Source organism: Robinsoniella sp. RHS, assembly GCF_001029355.1.
GTDB classification, from domain to species: domain Bacteria; phylum Bacillota; class Clostridia; order Lachnospirales; family Lachnospiraceae; genus Robinsoniella; species Robinsoniella peoriensis.
Genome location: NZ_JNGB01000020.1, coordinates 81,524 through 101,648 on the forward strand (window position 1 = coordinate 81,524; position 20,125 = coordinate 101,648).

General features: G+C 40.9%; 13 protein-coding genes. 7 read left to right on the top strand and 6 right to left on the bottom strand.

Annotated features, from left to right (window positions below):
• Positions 1-21: 21 nt before the first annotated feature.
• Positions 22-1,092, top strand: a complete 1,071-nt coding sequence (locus RHS_RS30825; RefSeq protein ID WP_052377698.1) for a response regulator — start codon at positions 22-24, stop codon at positions 1,090-1,092.
• 268 nt (positions 1,093-1,360) lie between these two features.
• On the top strand, positions 1,361-2,893 hold the full coding sequence (locus RHS_RS11105; protein WP_047833206.1) for an alpha-L-fucosidase: 1,533 nt from the start codon (positions 1,361-1,363) through the stop codon (positions 2,891-2,893).
• A gap of 145 nt (positions 2,894-3,038) precedes the next feature.
• On the opposite strand, the gene RHS_RS30830 is transcribed toward RHS_RS11105, so the two are convergent.
• The 3 genes from RHS_RS30830 to RHS_RS11115 all read right to left on the bottom strand — a co-directional run bounded on the left by RHS_RS30830 (position 3,039) and on the right by RHS_RS11115 (position 4,939).
• On the bottom strand, positions 3,039-3,128 hold the full coding sequence (locus RHS_RS30830) for an FMN-binding protein (RefSeq protein WP_081998859.1): 90 nt from the start codon (positions 3,126-3,128) through the stop codon (positions 3,039-3,041).
• A 48-nt stretch (positions 3,129-3,176) separates the two neighbouring features.
• Entirely contained in the window at positions 3,177-3,788 is a 612-nt protein-coding gene (locus RHS_RS11110; protein WP_047833207.1) for a TetR/AcrR family transcriptional regulator, read from the bottom strand.
• A 170-nt stretch (positions 3,789-3,958) separates the two neighbouring features.
• On the bottom strand, positions 3,959-4,939 hold the full coding sequence (locus RHS_RS11115) for an Rpn family recombination-promoting nuclease/putative transposase (protein WP_047833208.1): 981 nt from the start codon (positions 4,937-4,939) through the stop codon (positions 3,959-3,961).
• Positions 4,940-5,250: 311 nt separating this feature from the next.
• On the opposite strand from RHS_RS11115, the gene RHS_RS11120 reads away from it, so the two are divergent.
• Entirely contained in the window at positions 5,251-6,990 is a 1,740-nt protein-coding gene (locus tag RHS_RS11120) for an ABC transporter transmembrane domain-containing protein (protein ID WP_047833209.1), read from the top strand.
• Positions 6,987-8,774 (top strand): ABC transporter ATP-binding protein, encoded by a 1,788-nt coding sequence (locus RHS_RS11125; RefSeq protein ID WP_047833210.1) that lies wholly within the window; start codon positions 6,987-6,989, stop codon positions 8,772-8,774. Before RHS_RS11120 ends, RHS_RS11125 begins: the two co-directional genes overlap by 4 nt.
• 278 nt (positions 8,775-9,052) lie before the next feature.
• Here the strand turns inward: RHS_RS11125 and RHS_RS11130 are convergent, their stop codons facing one another.
• Positions 9,053-9,940, bottom strand: a complete 888-nt coding sequence (locus tag RHS_RS11130; RefSeq protein ID WP_395022078.1) for a helix-turn-helix domain-containing protein — start codon at positions 9,938-9,940, stop codon at positions 9,053-9,055.
• Positions 9,941-10,093: 153 nt separating this feature from the next.
• Between RHS_RS11130 and RHS_RS11135 the strand changes: the two genes are divergently transcribed.
• The 3 genes from RHS_RS11135 (at position 10,094) to RHS_RS11145 (ending at position 16,392) form a co-directional block, all read left to right on the top strand.
• Positions 10,094-12,901 carry a glycoside hydrolase family 3 N-terminal domain-containing protein gene (locus RHS_RS11135; RefSeq protein ID WP_047833211.1) on the top strand — a complete coding sequence of 936 codons (2,808 nt, stop codon included), beginning with the start codon at positions 10,094-10,096 and terminating at the stop codon, positions 12,899-12,901.
• Positions 12,902-13,103: 202 nt separating this feature from the next.
• Complete coding sequence (locus tag RHS_RS11140) at positions 13,104-15,479, top strand: glycosyl hydrolase (protein ID WP_047833212.1); 2,376 nt, start codon at positions 13,104-13,106, stop codon at positions 15,477-15,479.
• A 223-nt stretch (positions 15,480-15,702) separates the two neighbouring features.
• Positions 15,703-16,392 (top strand): hypothetical protein, encoded by a 690-nt coding sequence (locus tag RHS_RS11145; RefSeq protein WP_044294868.1) that lies wholly within the window; start codon positions 15,703-15,705, stop codon positions 16,390-16,392.
• A gap of 91 nt (positions 16,393-16,483) precedes the next feature.
• Here the strand turns inward: RHS_RS11145 and RHS_RS11150 are convergent, their stop codons facing one another.
• Positions 16,484-18,316 carry an ABC transporter ATP-binding protein gene (locus RHS_RS11150; RefSeq protein WP_027292888.1) on the bottom strand — a complete coding sequence of 611 codons (1,833 nt, stop codon included), beginning with the start codon at positions 18,314-18,316 and terminating at the stop codon, positions 16,484-16,486.
• Positions 18,313-20,049, bottom strand: a complete 1,737-nt coding sequence (locus RHS_RS11155) for an ABC transporter transmembrane domain-containing protein (RefSeq protein ID WP_047833213.1) — start codon at positions 20,047-20,049, stop codon at positions 18,313-18,315. The genes RHS_RS11150 and RHS_RS11155 overlap by 4 nt, the downstream gene beginning before the upstream one ends.
• Between the last annotated feature and the right edge of the window lie 76 nt (positions 20,050-20,125).

Sequence of the window (20,125 nt, forward strand, 5' to 3'; positions counted from 1 at the left end):
CAGGAAAGAAGTGAGGCTGACATGTATCAGATCTTAATTGTAGAGGATGAATTCTATGCCAGACAAAGATTGAAAAGCTGCATAGAATGGGAAAAGTATGGATTCACCATTGCCGAAGAAGCCGAAGACGGAGAAGAAGCTCTGCAAATATTGTCGGAGAAAAAGATCGATTTAATGATTGCAGATATTGAGATGCCGATTATCAATGGGATAGAACTGACAAGAAAATTATACGAACAAAACAGTACGGTAAAAATTATATTCCTGACGGGGTACGATGATTTTTCTTATGCCCAGAATGCCATCCATTATGGCGTAAAAGAGTATTTGCTAAAACCTGTGGAAGAACAGGAACTAAAAAAGGTTCTGGAAAAAATAAACGAAATACTGGATGGGGAACAGCAGGTGAGTCAGAGGGCGATTCTGGGAGAAATGTACTACAAGAAAATGAAAGAAGATTTGCTGGATAAAATGTATGAGGGGAGGCAGGAAGAAGTGAGCAGGCAGCTTTCGGAAATCTTTGCATATGCCCAGGAGCATTACACAAAGCCGGAAGAGTTTAACAGTTTATCCCAAAGCTTAATGGATGCGCTAAATGAATTCTGCGGTAAATCGGAGAGACAGAAAGAAAAGGCCCAGGAGATACCGCACTTTACCCCATATAAAGAATTTTTAATTAAGTTGTTTCTGGAAAAACTCTGTCAGCAGGGAGAAGAGAGAAATTCGGGTACAGAAATTATCATTGAGCTTGCCAGGCAATACATAGACCTTCACTATCAGGAAGCACAGCTTTCTTTGACTGTGATCTCAAACTCATGCTATGTGAATCCATCCTATTTAAGTAGGATATTCAATCAAATGACAGGCACTTCAATTCCATCTTATATAAAAGAACTGCGCCTTGCAAATGCTGTCCGGATGATAATGGACGGTGTCAGCTGTATAGATTTGCTGGCTGCTAAAAATGGTTTTCAGAATGCAGGTTATTTTAGCACCTGCTTTAAAGAGAAATTCGGTATGCGCCCCTCGGAGTATATTAAAAAAATGGAACAGGTGAAAGAGCATAATATGGGGCATAGTTCTTTGGGGTAGCATCTGGTATATCTGGTATTAAAGTGAGTATAAGAAGCTGATGTATTTGCAGGGCTTAGATATGTAGAAGGAATATAAGGAATATAAGGAATATAAGGAATTTAAGGAATTTAAGGAATTTTAAATAAGGAATTTAAAATAAGGAATTTAAAATAAGGAATTTAAAATAAGGAATTTAAAATAAGAAATTTAAAATAGGGAAGAAAAAATAAGGAAAAAAATAAGAAAAAAAATAAGAAAAAAAATAAGAAAGATAGGTGAAAGTAAGATGGGTGTACAACAAAAAGTTCAAGAAGAAGGCAAAGGAAAAGTTCAAGAAAAAGTCAGAGAGAGACTGTATGAAGTGGAGCGTGTAATTGCACAGGGGCCATTTCAGGACACCTGGGAATCTTTATGCACATATGAAATTCCAAAATGGTATCAGGATGCAAAATTCGGGATATTTATCCATTGGGGTGTTTATGCGGTTCCGGCATTCGGAAGTGAGTGGTATCCCAGGAATATGTATCTGAAAGGAACCCCGGAATATGAGCATCATTTAAAGACTTATGGTCCTCATGACCAGTTTGGCTATAAAGATTTTATACCTATGTTCCAGGCAGAACATTTCAGGGCTGATGAATGGCTGGATCTCTTTGAACAGTCGGGGGCCAGATTTATCATGCCGGTTGCAGAACATCATGATGGTTTTCAGATGTATGAGAGTGAACTGTCTAAATGGAATGCCAAGAACATGGGACCCAAAAGAGACATAATCAAAGAGTTAAAAGAAGAAGCGGGGAAACGTGATATTATATTTACTGTCTCTGACCACCGGGCAGAACACTGCTGGTTTTTCAATGGAGGAAGGGAGTTTGCTTCAGATATCAATGATCCTGCTTTTGAAGACTTCTACTGGAAGCAGCAGGATGGAGGAGATCTGGATGGAAGTGTGACACATGATATATATTCGGTTGCTCCCGGTAAGGAACATATGGATGACTGGCTCGCCAGAATGTGTGAGCTGGTGGACAATTATCGTCCTCAGATTGTCTGGTTTGACTGGTGGATTCAGAATGTTGCATTTAAGCCTTACCTGAAGAAATTTGCAGCATTTTATTATAATCGTGCAGCTGAATGGGGAATAGAAGTGGCAATTAATTATAAATACGATGCTTATGCTTATGGAAGTGCGGTATTTGATCTGGAAAGAGGACAACTGGATGCCATCCGTCCCCAGCTTTGGCAGACAGATACTGCAATTGCAAAAAATTCCTGGTGTTACACCTATGGAAATGATTTTAAATCACCGGTAGACCTGGTTGGGGATCTGGTGGACATTGTCAGTAAAAATGGCTGCCTGTTGCTGAATGTAGGACCAAAAGCGGATGGTACATTTACGGAAGAAGACAGAAATGTACTGCTTGAAATAGGAAACTGGCTGAAGAAAAATGGGGAAGGAATTTATGGCACCACATTCTGGCAGATATTTGGAGAGGGACCTACCAAGGTTGCCGGCGGATATTTTACGGATGTGGACAGAGCCCCATTTACCCCGGAGGATATTCGCTTTACGTATAAAGCAGGTGTATTATATGCATTTGTGATGAAGTTTCCTGAGGATGGGCAGGTAACTATTAAAGCCTGCGGCATTCCAAAAGTCTGCAGTGTTTCTACCAGTACGTTTGATGTAAAAGGCGTTGCCGTATTGGGCTATGATGCAGCGGTTTCATTTACAAGGGATGATGCAGGAATGCATGTAAAGGTGGAAGAAAAGATAGAGACACCTTACCCTGTTTGCCTGAAAATACAGATTGACTAGTTAGTGAGGACGGGATAATAATATAAATTGAAAATAAAATGATGGCGGATGCACGGGAGTACACTTTTTTAGTGCATCTGCCAAATTTTATATACACATTTATTTGTTCTGCCGAAATCAATCAAATAACAGGAGGCGCAGCGGGCTACCCTGACGATTTCCCATTTAGCAAAGCATTATCAACAGCCTTACGAATAGTATCGCTGCTGTAAGTGGCTGATGAGATGGCATCCACCTGAAGAGACTGTTCGGCTAAAAGCGATTAGTAAAAAGAAAATTATTTTTAGCATTCATCTAAAATCCCCCCTAATAAAATTCCTGCAAAGTTTACGCTAAGTTCATTGAAATTATCCAGTTTATATAGACAGTTTTCGGATGCACACATAACAAAACCCAGCAGGGCAGTAACGATCATCCAGGATGTATGAGCGGCATTTTCTTTAAATATTTTTTGACGTATTCCTTCTTCCAAAAGGCTGTTCATCATTCGGATGCCTTCATTGTCAGGTATAGACCCATTTTCAGACGCAAAAATAACATTTTTTCCGCTGTACATAACGGATTTTGTCATTTCCGCTTCTTCTGACAGGATTTTTATTACAAGAACCATAAGTCCCCGGACTTGCTGGTCAATCGGACAGGTCTGATGCTCTGTCAGAAATTGAGCGGCATTTTTTTCTACCTTAGTATAAAGCATAGCAGCAATATCATCTATGATTTGTGACTTGTCTTTATAATAGAGGTAAATTGTTGTGGGGGAATACTCAATTTTAGCGGCAAGCTTTCGAATGGACAAGGCCTCATAGCCTTCTTGATTGATAATTTCGGTTGCAGCATCCATTATTTTTCTGCACATCTGCTTTTTTTCATTTTCTCGTCTTTCTTTTATTCCCATATGTAAATTCTCCTGTGGTTAACGGTGTTAATATTTTTGATAATGTAATTGTAAGTAATATCACCAAATTTGTCAACACAAATAAAAAGACATTGAATGACTATCAGTTATGGGCACTTTTTGCTTTTAGCGTCGGTGATCACGATGCTTGCATGTATTATTACAGAATATCAATACAATCGATACTGCTGATACAACCTGTTCCTCACCGCCAGATCCGTAGTAGCCTGCATTAAATCCTTAATCCGGTTTTCCTGAAGTAAATAACGGGAAAGAGCGGCAAATCTGTTTTCTCCTTTTATGAGTCCTTCTTTTTCTCCTATGGAACGTTCTTCTTCTCTGATATCATCAAAAGCTTTACACATATTAAAAACAACTCCTTTCGTGTCTGTTGTGGCTGTGTTCTTTAAAGTATCCAGTTTGTCTGTTTCACCCAGAAGCAGGTGAATCAGCTCAAAAGTCTGAAGATCAAGTTTACTGTACCGGTCTTGATTTTTATTGATATGGTGTATTATTCCAAGTTTGTCTTCTGCATATTTCAATGCACCAAAGATCTCTCTCAATCCTGTGTTATAATAATCCAATTGATCAATTCTCCTGGCATCTAAAACATTTATCTCATAATTAGGTATCATTGCTTTCAGTTCATTCATCTCCGGAGAAAATGACAGGAGGTCATGAAGGCAATTGCCGGCGTCCCAGGGTTGTTTCCCGAAATAGACAATCAGAGTAACAACCGGAAGCAGTTTATCTTTTTTGCACATTCCAGATAAAAACTCTCCTGAATTTTTGAAATGTCTGGTACCATCGGTGTTAAAATTCAGATCCTGTACCTGTCTGGTATAATTCAACGCATCGTACAGCATGGAACGTATTACCATTGCATAATTTACGTCAGTTTGATTTTCGCATGCAAGAATAGCAAACTGAGCTCCCAAATGAGTTTTCTTGACCACATCGCGGTAGCGTCTAACTGCTTTTTTTCTTCCGGATTTATCCGGCAGGAGAATGGATTGATTGCATTCCGCAGGGGAAAGATCCTCCGGCTTTATGATTTGTTTACCACGGAATACAGTTCCGTTATAAATATCTGCAAAATGTTCAGGGTTTTCCAGATATTGATTGATGAATAAGTCTTTTTCTTGTGTCATGTTATCCTCCTCTTGAATAGGCAATACACGGACACTTGGAAATATTCATGATTCTGCACTAAAGGGAATAGGTACGGAAATTGTACAATAGAAAAATAGATGTCTTTAGAGAAAAAGAGAATTTTATATTTAAACAGTGACTATGCATTGCGTTTTTATTATTATACAATATCAGATTGCAAATATCAAGATAATATTTTCGAAATATAACTTGAATAGATATTTTTTCAATTTTAAGCAATACTACAGGTAGGAATAGATGATATTTAAAAGTTGAAACTTTAGATTTTTGTAGAAGGAGAATCATGCCTATGAAAAAGGTATTTAAAGAGGTGGGTAAGTTTAAAGCGGCGGTTTTCTTCATTGCTCTGACGGTAATTGGGGGTGTACTTTGTAATCTGGGGCTGCCTGCTTATCTGTCAGACATTATTAATAAAGGAATACCAACAGGTGATGCGGCATTTATTATCCGTACCGGAGGCGCTATGCTTATTCTCACGATCGTGGGGGCATTGTGCAATATTGCAACGGGTTTCTTTTCGGCACGGGTTTCTATGGGGATTGGCAGGCGGTTGAGAAGTGCGGTGTTTACGAAAGTTCAGTATTTTTCCAGGGCAGAGTTTGACCGTTTTTCTACGTCTTCTCTTATCACCAGGACCAATAATGACATTACCCAGGTGCAAAATTTTATGAATATGTTCCTGCGCATAGTATTGATGGCTCCGGTGATGTGTGTCGGAGGTGTCATCCTGGCATATTTAAAAAGCCCTTCTATGTCTATGGTGCTGTTTATTTCTATGCCGGTTATGATAGCAGCGGTACTTGTGATCGCACTGAGGTCAATACCATTATCGAAAATCATGCAATCCAAGATTGATCAAATCAATCTGGTCATGAGAGAAAAACTCACAGGAATCCGTGTGATCAGGGCATTTGGAACAACAGAACATGAGTCCGGACGTTTTTATGACGTAAATGAAAGCTTTATGAAGAATTCTATGCGGATGCAGCGAATCATGGGAACCCTGACGCCTGTACTTAGTCTGGTTCTCTATGGTACCAATGTAGCCCTGCTGGCATTTGGCGGATATCAGCTTACACGGGTGAATGGCATGCCGCTTCTGACCGGAGATGTAATTGCCGTGATTCAATATGTTATGCAGATCATGATGTCTGTAATGATGCTGGCTTTGATTTTTGTCATGTATCCAAGAGCTTCTGTTTCTGCATCCAGAGTCAATGAGGTACTTGATACTGAAGCAACTATTACGACAATAAATCCAAAAGAAGGAGCAGCAGATAAAAGGGGATTCTTGTCATTTGAACATGTCACTTTTTCTTATCCTGAATCTGAAGAACCGGTTATACACGATATTTCCTTTGAAACGAAACCGGGAGAAACTACAGCAATTATTGGTTCTACTGGAAGTGGAAAATCTTCTTTAATTAATTTGATTCTGCGGTTTTATGATGCCCAGGAAGGCAGGATAATGGTGAACGGGATGGATGTAAAAGACTATGATTTAAAGGAATTACGACGAAAAATCGGGTATGTTCCCCAGAAATCTTTTCTGTTTAAAGGAACGATTGAGAGCAATATTCAATTTGGTGATGAGCTGGCATCGGAGGACCGGATCGAGGATGCAGCTAAGATTGCCCAGGCATATGAATTTATTACTGCGAAAGAGGAAGGATTTGATACCGATATAACCCAGGGGGGCAGCAATGTTTCCGGCGGACAGAGGCAGAGGCTGGCTATAGCACGGGCTATTGTCCGAAAGCCGGAAATTTATATATTTGATGACAGTTTTTCAGCATTGGATTTTAAGACGGATCTGGCTTTGAGACAGGCATTAGAGGAGGAGACTAAAGATGCGGCAGTGATCATCGTAGCCCAGAGAATCAGTACCATTATGAATGCAGACCGTATATTGGTTCTGGAAGATGGTTATTGTGTAGGAATGGGTACGCATAAAGAATTGCTGAATTCATGCGAAGTTTATAAAGAAATTGTACATTCCCAGTTAAGTGAAGAGGAGGCGGGAGCATGATTGAACAGACGAAGACGATTAATATAATGAAGATTTTCAGGAGACTGTTCTCTTTTATGAAGCCCTACCGGCGAGGTCTCTATTTTGCTATTGTGTCTATTATTGTGGCTTCTGTTTTTAACAGCCTCGGACCGTTTATACTGGGAAAGGCGACGGATGCATTAGCGGGAATTGTAGTTAACGGCGTTCCTGTATCCACTGGTATCCGGAAATTTATAACAATCTTAATCGTGCTGGGTGTGATTTATTTATTGTATTGCATCTTCAAGTATCTGAGTACTTTTATCATTGTAGGTGTGTCTGAAAAAACAATATTTGACCTTAGAAATAAAGTGGATGGCAAATTAAAGCAGCTTCCACTTAATTACTTTGATACAAACCCATACGGAGATATTTTGAGTCGGGTAACCAATGATATCGATACGGTTTCCACTTCTTTGCAGCAGTCCATTGATCAGATACTGACCTCTATTTCCACTGCTGTTTTTATATTAATAATGATGCTGGTGGTCAGCCCTGCTTTGACTCTGATCGGAATAATAACGGTACCGCTGGCACTGATTATTTCCATGAAAATAGCACACAAATCCCAGTTTTTGTTCCAGGAACAACAGGGGACAGTGGGAAAATTAAATGGATATGTTGAGGAAATGTATACGGGACATACGGTAATCAGCGCTTATGGAAAAGAACCGGATATTATCCGTGATTTTGAAGAGACGAATGAGACACTGTACGCAGTTGGATGGAAAGCACAATTTTTATCGAGTCTTTTGCAGCCGATTACCCAGGCAATGACGAATCTTGGTTATGTACTGGTTGCGGTGATCAGTGGATTTTTATGCATAAAGGGTGCTTTGACAATTGGCATGATACAATCATTTATTCAATATTTGCGTCAATTTTCACAGCCGATTACCCAGACAGTTCAGATTACGAATATTTTGCAGTCTACAGCAGCAGCAGCTAACCGCGTATTTGAATTTTTGGACGAGAAAGAAGAAATACCGGAAGAAACCAATCCAGTTTTTCCGGAAAAAGTTTCTGGAGAAGTTACCTTCAGCCATGTAAGCTTTGGGTATCTTCCGCATAAAACGCTGATTAAAGATGTATCGCTGGAAGTGAGACCTGGAAGCAAAGTCGCTATCGTGGGACCTACCGGTGCCGGAAAAACTACGCTAGTAAATCTGCTGCTCCGTTTTTACGACATCAACAGTGGAAACATTTTAATTGACGGCATTGATATTCAAAAAATGGGACGGGAGTCTCTTCGTAGCATTTTTGGAATGGTTTTGCAGGACACCTGGCTTTTCCAGGGAACAGTTATGGAAAATATCCGGTATGGAAGGCTGGATGCTGCCGATCAGGAAGTTGTGGATGCCGCAAAAGCAGCGCATGCAGATCATTTTATAAAAGCACTTCCCGGAGGATTCCAGATGGTTCTGGCTGAAGGCGCTGCAAACCTGGCTCAGGGAGAACGCCAGCTGCTTACCATTGCCCGTGCAATTTTGTCTGATTCACCGATTATGATACTGGATGAGGCAACCAGCTCTGTTGACACCAGGACAGAAGTACTGATCCAGAAAGCCATGGCAAGACTCATGAAGAACAGAACCAGTTTTGTGATCGCCCATCGGCTTTCCACAATCCGAGATGCCGATATGATCTTATATATGCAGGAGGGTGATATTAAAGAAGTTGGAACTCATGAGGAATTAATCCGTAAAAAAGGATTATATGAAAAATTGTATAATAGCCAGTTTGCACAAAATAATGCAGGTTAAGATAGACTAATCAGATGTTATATAAATATAAAAGGAGCCTGGCAGTTCATAGGATTAAGCGCTAAGGACTACCAGGTTCTTCCTGGTTACTCAGGAGTAGTTCGCCATGATATTAAATCATAAGCGAACGAACTCTGGAGGGTAATCAAAATATAAAACTGTTAAAATATGATAGTATGATTAAACTTATCATGTTAACCAAGTGATTTACTTTTTCGCTGACCGTTTCTTCATTAAAACCTTAAACAAGTAAATATATACATAAAATCCACATCTGACTAAAGCAAAGTCATCCGGAATTGCTTCGGCGATAGATTCTTATATATCTTAAATATTTTAATGAAATAACTGGATGTACTAAATCCAACGGTTACCGCTATTTCTGTGATGCTCAGAGGGGTGGAAATTAATAATTTTTCAGCTTCGCTTACACGGATGTAGTTTAGGTATTCATTAAAGCTCATTCCCATAAGCCGATTAAAAGAACGTGAAAAATAACTGGAGCTAAGGCTGCATAATTCTGCCATTTCAGAAGCCTTTACCGGTTTTTCATAATTGACCGACAGATAGTTAAAAGCCGGGTTTAACATTTCGTACAGCTGCCGGTCCGGTTGTCTGTAATTATCCGGATGTTCTCCCGACCGGTGCCAATAGCGCAGTATCCATAAGAAAATGCTGCCGATATGGTTCTTAATGGCGAGCTCATATCCGTAGTCTCTTTCATGATTTTCTGTCATAATATTGTGAAATAACGTAGGAAGCATGGTGTCCCGGATCTCCGAATACGGGATTACTTTTTCATGTCTGGCATCTTCGGTGATAAATGGTAGGATGTATTCCAGCTCAAAGTGGTTTTGGGACATGCGGTTGTAAATCAAATCCGGCATGAACCGCACAACTATATACTCGCCTCCATTTTCAGACAGGGAGTCAATCTGATGCACTTCATGAGAGTTAATTAAAACCAGATCTCCCCCGGTAAAGGAGTGATAGGAACCGTTTAGATATACTTTAAATGTACCCGAAAGGCCATAAAGCATTTCTATATAATCATGGTAGTGCGCAGGATAGACGATTCCGGCACAATTCCTGGTTTCCAGATGGCACAAAAACTGGCACGGAACACCGTCTATATATACATTTTCTTCTTTCCAATAATGGATCATATTTGTTCCTTCCTTTTTTAGATTTATAAAGCATACACAAAGACTGTATGACAAAATTTTGCTATTTTTGAATGGAATTATTATATCATATAACAAAAAAATGGGATATACTGATTTTACAAAAGATGTAAAAAATATCCCGGAGGTAAAGATATGAGTAAGAATACAATAGGAGTTCCGTTGCCGGAGCTGGCCGATTACAGCAGAATTGCAGCCGCAGAAGGAGCAGTGTTATTGAAAAATGAAAACAACATGCTGCCGGTTTTAGAAGACGAGGTGGTTTCTGTATTCGGAAGATGCCAATTTGATTATTATAGAAGCGGTACCGGATCAGGTGGTGCGGTGAATGTAGAATATGTATGCAATATTATTGATGGAGTCCGCCAGAACAAAAAAATGAAACTCAATGATGAACTAGTAAAGCTGTATGAAGAGTGGATAGCCAAAAACCCTGCTGACGACGGAGGCGGCGGATGGGCAGCGGAGCCGTGGCATCAAAAAGAAATGATGATCACGGACGATCTTGCAAAAAATGCCCGGGAAAAATCTGAAAAGGCGATTTTTATCATAGGCCGTACTGCAGGAGAAGATCAGGATAATGCAGATGCAGAAGGGGGATACCGTCTGACTCAGGAGGAAAAATCAAACCTTGAAGTTCTGACACGTCACTTTGAACAAGTTGCAGTTTTATTGAATGTTGCAAATATTATAGATATGAGCTGGGCAGAAGATTCTGCTTATCAGGATCATATCAAGGCGATCCTATACATCTGGCAGGGAGGTATGACCGGCGGTCTTGCCGTTGCAGATGTCTTATCAGCAGAAGTAAATCCCAGTGGAAAACTGCCGGATACTATTGCCTACAGGCTGGAAGACTATCCTTCTACCAGTAATTTCGGAAGTAAAGAACAGAATTTTTATCAGGAAGATATCTATGTAGGATATCGTTATTTCGAAACCTTTGCCCCGGAAAAAGTGCAGTATCCTTTTGGATTTGGATTATCTTATACAAATTTTGATATAGAAGTGGCAGAAGCAAAGTCCACAGGTGATGGTGTTGATGCCAAAATAGAACTTGCAGTCCACGTTAAAAATACAGGTGCCTATGCTGGAAAAGAAGTCATTCAGGTTTACAGCGGAGAACCCCAGGGAGTACTGGGAAAACCTGTAAAAGAACTGCGTGCATTTGCCAAGACTGAGAAGTTACAGCCAAATGAAGAAGCAACATTGCTTATTAGTTTTCCGGTTGCAGCTATGGCTTCCTATGATGACAGCGGCATTACCGGAAATAAATCCTGTTATGTACTGGAAGCAGGTGCTTATGAAATCTTTGTGGGCAACAGTGTGCGTGACTTAGTGAAAGCAGATGTAGATCAAAAAGGTGCATATATCATCGATTCACTGACCGTATCTGAGACTCTGGAAGAGGCAATGGCACCTGTAAGGGCTTTCCAGAGAATAAAACCGGGCAAAACCGATAGCAAAGGAATTTATCAAATTACACAGGAAGAGACCCCGCTGCAGACAATTTTACTGCAGGACAGAATTACGGAGCGTTTGCCGGAAACAATGCAGCAGACCGGTGACAAAGGAATTAAGCTCAAGGATGTAGCGGAGGGAAAATCAGATATTGATGCTTTTATTGCCCAGTTAAACACAGATGAGCTGGCTTGCATTGTGCGCGGTGAAGGGATGAGCAGCCCAAAAGTAACTCCCGGAACGGCAGCAGCTTTTGGCGGTGTAGGTGATGCATTAGTAGCATATGGAATCCCCATCGCCTGTGCGGCGGATGGCCCTTCCGGAATTCGGATGGAAAGCGGATTAAAAGCTACGCAGATGCCCATCGGAACCTTGCTGGCTTCGTCCTGGAATATTCCGATGATGGAAGAACTGTATGAATTAGAAGGAAAAGAATTAAGGAATAACGAAATTGATACCTTGCTGGGGCCGGGTGTGAATATACACAGAAACCCGCTGAACGGACGTAATTTCGAATATTACTCGGAAGATCCTTATCTGACCGGATGTTTTGCCTGCGCGGCAGTAAAAGGAATACGCAAATCAGGTTGTGTGGGTACAGTGAAGCATTTCGCAGGAAATAATCAGGAAACAGCTCGTTTCCATGCAGACTCTATTATTTCAGAACGGGCACTTCGTGAAATTTATTTGAAAGCTTTTGAAATAGCAGTGAAAGAAGGTCAGGCAACATCCATCATGACTTCTTACAATCCGGTAAATGGTCATTGGTCAGCTTCTAATTATGACTTAAATACCACTATACTGAGGGGTGAATGGGGATACCATGGAATCGTCATGACCGATTGGTGGGCAATGATGAATGATAACGTAAATGGCGGACCTGCAGATAAGAAAAACACTGCATTCATGGTACGGGCACAAAACGATATTTACATGGTTGTCAATAATAATGGTGCAGAAGTAAATGCCATGAACGATAATACACTGGAATATCTGGAAAAAGGATGTCTTACGATAGGCGAACTTCAGAGATGTGCAAAAAATATATGCGAGTTCCTGATGCAGGTTCCTGCCTTTGAAAGAAAACCGGAAGAAGCAGCCAGAATTCAAAAATTTGCGGCAAAGAAGTCCACTGCAGAAGGTATAACAGAAAGCATAACAGCAGACCAAACCTGTTATTTACTGTCTGAACTACCGAAGATCACACCGCAATATGGGGAAACCGTATGTCTGAAAGTAGAAAATCCTGGAATATACAGCATTGTAGGCGAACTTTCTTCACAGGGAACAAATCAGGCACAGGCAACTGTAAATATGATTTTAAATGGGGAAGTCATGACCACGGTCCAACTCAACGGTACCGACGGAAATAAAATCACGCAGAAGCTCATCAAGGTTGAACTGGAACCCGGTTATTATGAACTGCGTCTGGATTTGGTAAAGCCGGATATGACAATTGGCTGGATTGAATTCAGAGGGTAAAAAAACAATAAATATTCATATATAATTTTACAATTATAGTACTTTCAGGGAAACTCCTGGGAAATTCATCCGGTATAAGCTTTCTGCTTAGCCGAAAGGATTTGCCTGGAGTTTTTCAATTTTTATTTTTTCATTTTGTCAAATGCCTGTCACATGAATCCTTTATGGTATGTAATGTACAAATTTAAAGGAGGGTTAATAAATGACAAAAAGAAAGCTTTTGAACCTATGTCTTGGAATTGGGGTCATCATGGGGGTTTTAACCGGATGTGCTTCAAAAATTTCAACAGATGAAACAAATGATAAAGTTCAGCATCAAGAAACAAATGATAACGTGCAGTCCAAAAGTACAAAGTTTAATGAGCCAGGGGATGAAAATGTTAATACATCATCGCCAGCCTATGAAGTGAATCCGGAAACTTTTACTTTGGAGGTAAAGAAGGGTAAGGAAACCGTGGTTGTTTCCCAACCCGGTGAACAGCGTCTGGTAGAAAATTTCACACAGGAAAAAGGTGTGACCAGTTGGTTATATCCCAAGGAGAAAATAGCAGTAACCATAACTCCTGCTGAAGATTATCTGGAGGTTTCCGTACGTTCAGAAGAAGAAATGGATAATGAATTTAACTGGCCTGTTATTTCCGGAGATATGTATTATCTTCCTTTGGGGGAAGGAAAAAGAGTACCAAAAGATGATCCCGTCTGGAACAACTATCTGAAAGGAACATCCGTTTCCGTTATGGAGCAGCTTTCTATGCCATTTTGGGCTGCGGCACAGGGAGAAAACGCCGTAGTTACGGTTTTAGAAAATCCATATCGCAGCGAGCTTATGTTTTCAGAAACCAGCGAGAATATTTTTACCCTAAAACACGAATACCCGGAAATCGATCCGGAAAAAGAACAGCGATTCCGGTTTTACTTAACAGAAAATGACCCGGTTGCAGCGGCTAAAATCTATCGCAGTTACGTCATGGAAAAGGGACAGTTTGTAACTTTAAAAGAAAAGGAAGCACAAAATCCAGATATCCAAAAACTTTATGGTGCACCCCACATTTATCTTTGGGGGGAGTTAATCATTTCCTCGGAAGATGTGAATTGGCAGGCATTTCGCGGCTCCATTGACAGCAGTGTGACGGAGTGGTTAAAAACGCGTATTGCACAATTAGAATCGGGTGATGAAGCAATCAATGCCTTAGATGAAATAAAGTCTCAGGATTATGTAGGTGAATACCAAAAGGATATTGTCTGCCGGGCTTTGAGTGAAATTTTGAAACATGATGATTTTTATCAGGAGGAAGCTTTACACATCCAGGATCCATTTATGCAAAGCTGCATTAAGAAAGGATTGGATAACCTTAGTGATTCAGAGCAGCTGCAATTTCATAAACATGCTCTGGCTGCTAATTTACCTGAGGTATTTTTAGAAGTGGATAATTGGATGAATCAGGAAACGGTAAATCTTGTCCGGGAGTTGAAAGAAAACGGGATAGACCATGCCTGGATCGGGTTAAACAGCTGGGAACAGGCATATGCCAAGCCGGAGCTGGTAGCAACTGCAGTTTCTAAGGACTATTTAATTGGACCGTATGACTCCTACCATTCCATCCACAAACCAGGTGAAGAACAATGGATTACGGCTGCATTCCAGGATACGTCCCTCTATGAAAATGCGGTAATTGAAGATAAGAATGGGGAAAAAATCACAGGATTTCAGAATGTAGGACGAAAACTGAATCCGACATTATCCATACCCGCCGTAGAGCATCGCCTGCAGAGCATCGAAGGAAATGGAGTGGGATTTAACTCCTGGTTTATCGATTGTGATGCAACAGGAGAAATATATGATGATTATACACCGGAACATTTGACAACCCAGCAGGAGGATCTGCAGGCAAGACTGGAACGGATGTCATTAATACGGGACAGCAATAAAGTAATCGGTTCGGAAGGAGGCAGCGATTTTGCCGCTTCTACCATAGCATTTGCCCATGGAATAGAACTGCAGAGCTTTTCCTGGATGGATGAGGATATGAAGAACAATAAAGACAGCGAATACTATATAGGCAAATATTATAATCCAAAGGGCGGGGCCGCAGAACGTTTTACACGGCAAGTTCCTGTGAAAGAGCAATATGCACAGATATTCCTGAATCCCAGGTATGATGTTCCGCTGTATAAACTGGTTTACAATGATTCTGTAATTACCACATATCACTGGGACTGGTCAACATTTAAAATTAAAGATAAAGTGGAAGACCGTATGCTTAGAGAAGTTCTCTACAATGTACCGCCGCTCTATCATCTGGACAGCACAGAATGGGAAAAATATAAAACAGCAATTACAAGCCATACTGCTGCCTGGTCACAATTTAGTAAAGAAGCCGTACAGGAAGAAATGACGGATTTTGAATACCTTACTGATGATGGACTGGTGCAGATGACAAATTATGGAGAACAATTAACGGCAGTGGCTAATTTTACAGATGCAGATTTTCAATATGAAAATCAAAATATACCTGCGCATTCTGTGTTGATGAAGCAGAATGGGAATAGTGTAATCTATACTCCTGAAGCCGGATAATATTTATATGCGTATTAACTAGAATAGCAATTAATCAAATTCACCATGCAAAGACCATGCCATTAACCGGTATGGTCTTCTTTGGGAAACAGCGGCAGTGGATTTTTGTAGTGGTTTTGAAATCGCAACATGACATACAGTTGTCCTGTTTCCTGTGATATAATAAAGAAAAATTATTTCCGGTGCATGATACCGGTATTCTGTAAATGAAAGGATAAAAACAATGGATGAAATAAAAACAATCAAGTGTTACAACGATTTTATAAAATCACTTTTAATAACCGGAATGAGTATGGGTGGAACCAATGATGAACAAATCTTTTCCCTGTGCAATTATTTTGGTGAGGAAATTGAGTGGCATACGGAAAAAGCAGATACTGATCCCTGGGAATGGCGTATGAGGGTCTTAAATGAACGGGATGATATTGCCTATGGAAAGCTGTTTTTTAAAAAGAGTGGCTTCATTACAAAAGAATGGTATCCCTATTTTTACGCCGCACGCCGTGACAAAACCAGTTTTGAAGAAGCGTATGCCCAGGGAAAGATCAGCCATCCAGCCAAAATAATTTATGAAATATTAAAAGAGCAGAGAAGGATGCCCCTGCATCTGCTGAAACAGGCAGGCGGATTCTCGAAAGAAGATAAAGCTGCATTTGAACGTGGTTTAACAGAACTGCAGATGAAAATGTATATTACCATGTGCGGACAGAAGAAGAAACTATCGGAAAAAGGAGAGGAGTATGGGTGGTCATCTACTGTATTCTGTCTCGTGGAAGACTTCTTTCCGGATGATATGTTAGAAGAAGCCGGACATATAAAAGGCGAAGATGCATTACAGCGAATTTCAGATCAGATCATGCGTTATAATCCAAAGGCAGATTCCAAGAGGATAAAAAAATTTGTTTTGGGATAATGTTGTGTGTATGTAGGGCGTAAGTGAAGGATTGTATTCCTCCATTTACGCCTTTTTATCAGGAACAAAAAATAGAATATATCTGATAATTCTATGCAGATGCCTCAAACTGACTGTTATAAAGAGAAGCATAAAATCCATCCTGCATTATCAGGTCATTGTGCGTACCGCGTTCTATAATATCCCCATCCTTTACCACTAAGATTAAGTCTGCATTTTTTATAGTAGAAAGACGGTGTGCAATGACAAAGCTTGTTTTATCTTTCATCAGATCAGCCATGGCTTTCTGAATCTCGACCTCGGTTCTGGTATCTACGCTGGAAGTCGCTTCGTCTAATATCATAAAGGAAGGGTTGGTCAGCATCGCACGCGCGATTGTTAAAAGCTGCATCTGCCCCTGTGAGATGTTGGATGCCTCGCTGGATATCACGGTATCATAACCATTTGGCAGCGTACGTATAAAATGGTCACAGCGAGCAGCACGGGCAGCTCTTTTAATTTCTTCCGGTGTAGCGTCCATTTTTCCATAGGCTATATTTTCTGCGATGGTACCTTCAAACAGCCAGGTATCCTGCAGAACCATCCCAATGCGGCGGCGCAGTTCTCCACGGGGCATGGCTGAAATATCCACACCGTCTACGGAGATGCTGCCGCCATTCAGATCATAAAAACGCATAAGCAGATTAATAAGTGTCGTTTTTCCGCCACCGGTAGGACCTACAATAGCGATCATTTCATTTGGATGCACTTCCAGATTCAGATTGTGCATTAATATTTTCTCCGGAGAGTATCCGAATTTTACTTGATTAAAACTTACATGGCCATTGGATGGAGGTAAATAGCCATTAGCTGCATCTGCCGGTTCTTCCTCTTCATCCAGAATGGTAAACACACGTTCTGCACCTGCAATTGCTGCCTGAAGAGAAGTAATGACATAAGATGCCTGAGTGACAGGTTCTGAAATTTGGTTTTCATATTGCAGGAATGCCTGGATGATTCCCAGGGAAATCTGTCCCTGCAGAACCAGATATCCTCCCACCAGGGCGGTTGCCACGAATCCCAGCTGATTAATAATACGGATTGCCGGATAAATGGCAAAATTTGCAAACTGGGCTTTCCGGTTAGCCTCAAACTGTTGATTGCTCAGTGCCAGGACTTCATCAATCGCTTCAGACTGCTGGTTAAATACTTTAATTATGCGGTTTCCGGTATAGAGTTCTTCCACCTTGCCATTTAACTCACCAACTGCCGCCTGATTCTGTGCAAAATAGCGCTGACTCAGATCCGAGACAAATTTGGTTGCCACCGTACTGGCAGCTACTGAGACAAGGACCAGAAGGGATAGACCTGGACTTAATAACAGCATGGCCACTGCAGTAATCAGAATGGTAAAGACTGAGGATATAAACTGCATCAATCCCACCTGCAGGACCTCCGAAACCTTTTCCAGATCATTGGTAATGCGGCTCATTATATCTCCTGTTTTATGGGAATCAAAATAGCGCAGCGGCAGTTTCGTGATTTTTGCACTGATGTCCTGCCGAAGTGATAACGTAAATTTTTCTCCAACACTGGCTATTATATATTGCTGTATATAAGAAAGGATCCAGGTTGCCAATGCAGCAGCACCAATCATCAGAACCGGAACCAGGAGCGCATCGCTAACTAAGAACAAAATGTCTGATCCTTTTTTATAAGCTTTTAAAGCCTTTAAGAGATTGTCTATCCCGGCACCTACCATAAGTGGCATTAATGCATAGGCTGCGCTGCTTAATAAAGCCGTAAGCAGAACTAAAATCAGTTTGCCTTTTTGGTTTGACAGACGTTTCAGCAGGCGTTTTACCGTTGCTTTTGTATTTTGTGGTATATCCGAAACCTCTATGTCAACAACGGGTTTCTTTTTTGTGAATTTATTTTGTTTCATACTGCTGTAACCTCCTCTGATGATAACTGGCTTTTTGCAATCGCCTGATAGACCTGACAGTTTTGCATTAATGCTGTATGCTTTCCGATTCCTGCGATTTTGCCTTCGTCCAGTACAATAATCTGGTCAGCATCCATAATGGTACTGATTCTCTGGGCGATAATTAACTTTGCTGTCTGTGGTGTTTCCTTTTTTAATGCTCTTCGCAGAGCCGCATCTGTTTTAAAATCCAAAGCGGAAAAGCTGTCGTCGAAGATCAGAACCGGTGATTCTTTGATCAGTGCACGGGCAATTGACAGTCTTTGCTTCTGTCCGCCGGAGAAATTGGAACCGCTTTGGGATACCGGGGCATTCAATCCATTGTGCAGACCGTCTACGAAATGTTCGGCCTGGGAAATACGAAGAGCTTTTCGCATCTGCATTTTTGTGGCTGTTTTACATCCCATGCGCAGATTATCGGCAATAGTACCACTGAATAAGAAAGCTTTTTGCGGCACATATCCAATGTTTTCCCGCAGTTTTTCCTGTGACATTGTACGTATATCAGTTCCGTTTAAACTAATTTTCCCGGAATTTATATCATGCAGACGAAGCATGAGATTGGCAATGGTGCTCTTTCCGGATCCGGTGCCTCCAATGATTGCAGTCGTCTTTCCGGCATAACAGGAAAAGGACAGATCCTGTAAGACCGGTTCCTCTGCACCGTGGTAAGAAAACGTCACGTGTTCAAATTGAACCGCCGGTCCTTTTTGCAGGGAAGAGCTGTTTTTCATCTGAGCATCTTTAATCTCAGGCGTCATGTGGAGCACCTCTTCCAGGCGGTCAAGGCAGGACTTCATTTTTGGAAGGGTCACACTGGATAATGCAGCCATAATCAGATATCCCAACGTCATAATCGTATATTCGGTTACTGCGGTAATTTCCCCGATCTGCATGGTTCCTTTCAGAGACATTAAGCCGCCAAACCAAACAATCGCAGCCATAGAAAGTCCCATCACAAGCCAAACGGTGGGATTGAGGAGCGCAAACAGTTTATTCAGCTTGATCATATTATCCGCATATCTGGAAAAAGCCTTGTCACAGCGGTGCTGTTCATAAGTACCATTGTCAAAAGCACGTATAACACGGATTCCGGTAATGGATTCCCGTACAACCTGATTAATATTGTCCATTCTCAGCTGAATCTGTGCGGAAAGAGGACCTGATTTTTTCAGAATTATCCATGCAAGTATTAAGAAAAACACAATGCAGAGCACTGGAATCAAAGTAAGGGACAAATTTACCTTTGCAGTCATAATAACAGATGCAATAACCATAAGAGGAGCCGGAACAACCAGCTGGAAGATCATCCCTAGGCTTTGCTGTAAAACGGAAATGTCAGATGTTGTTCGTGTAATCATGGAAGAAACACCGATACTGTCAAATTCCCGAAGAGACAGCTCCTGGCTTTTGCAAAAAACGGCATTTCGCATATCCCTGCCAAAAGCAGCCGCCAGATCTGCAGAATAAAAGCTGCCAAGTACCGCAACCGCTGTAGTTATAACTGCAGCGATCAGCATCTGTATGCCTATTGATAGAATGGCATTCATATCTTCCTTCATAATGCCTTTATCTACGATTCCTGCGATTAAAAACGGTATATACAGAGTGCCTGCCACCTGCCCCAGAAGAAGGAGCAGCATAATGGCTGATTTTCCTTTGTTTTTTAGAAAAAAAGATTTTAAAAATGTCATAAATACCTCCATCATGTAATAAATAAGTTGCTAATTTTGCCACTAAATGGTACTATAAACTATGAAGTTACTTTAC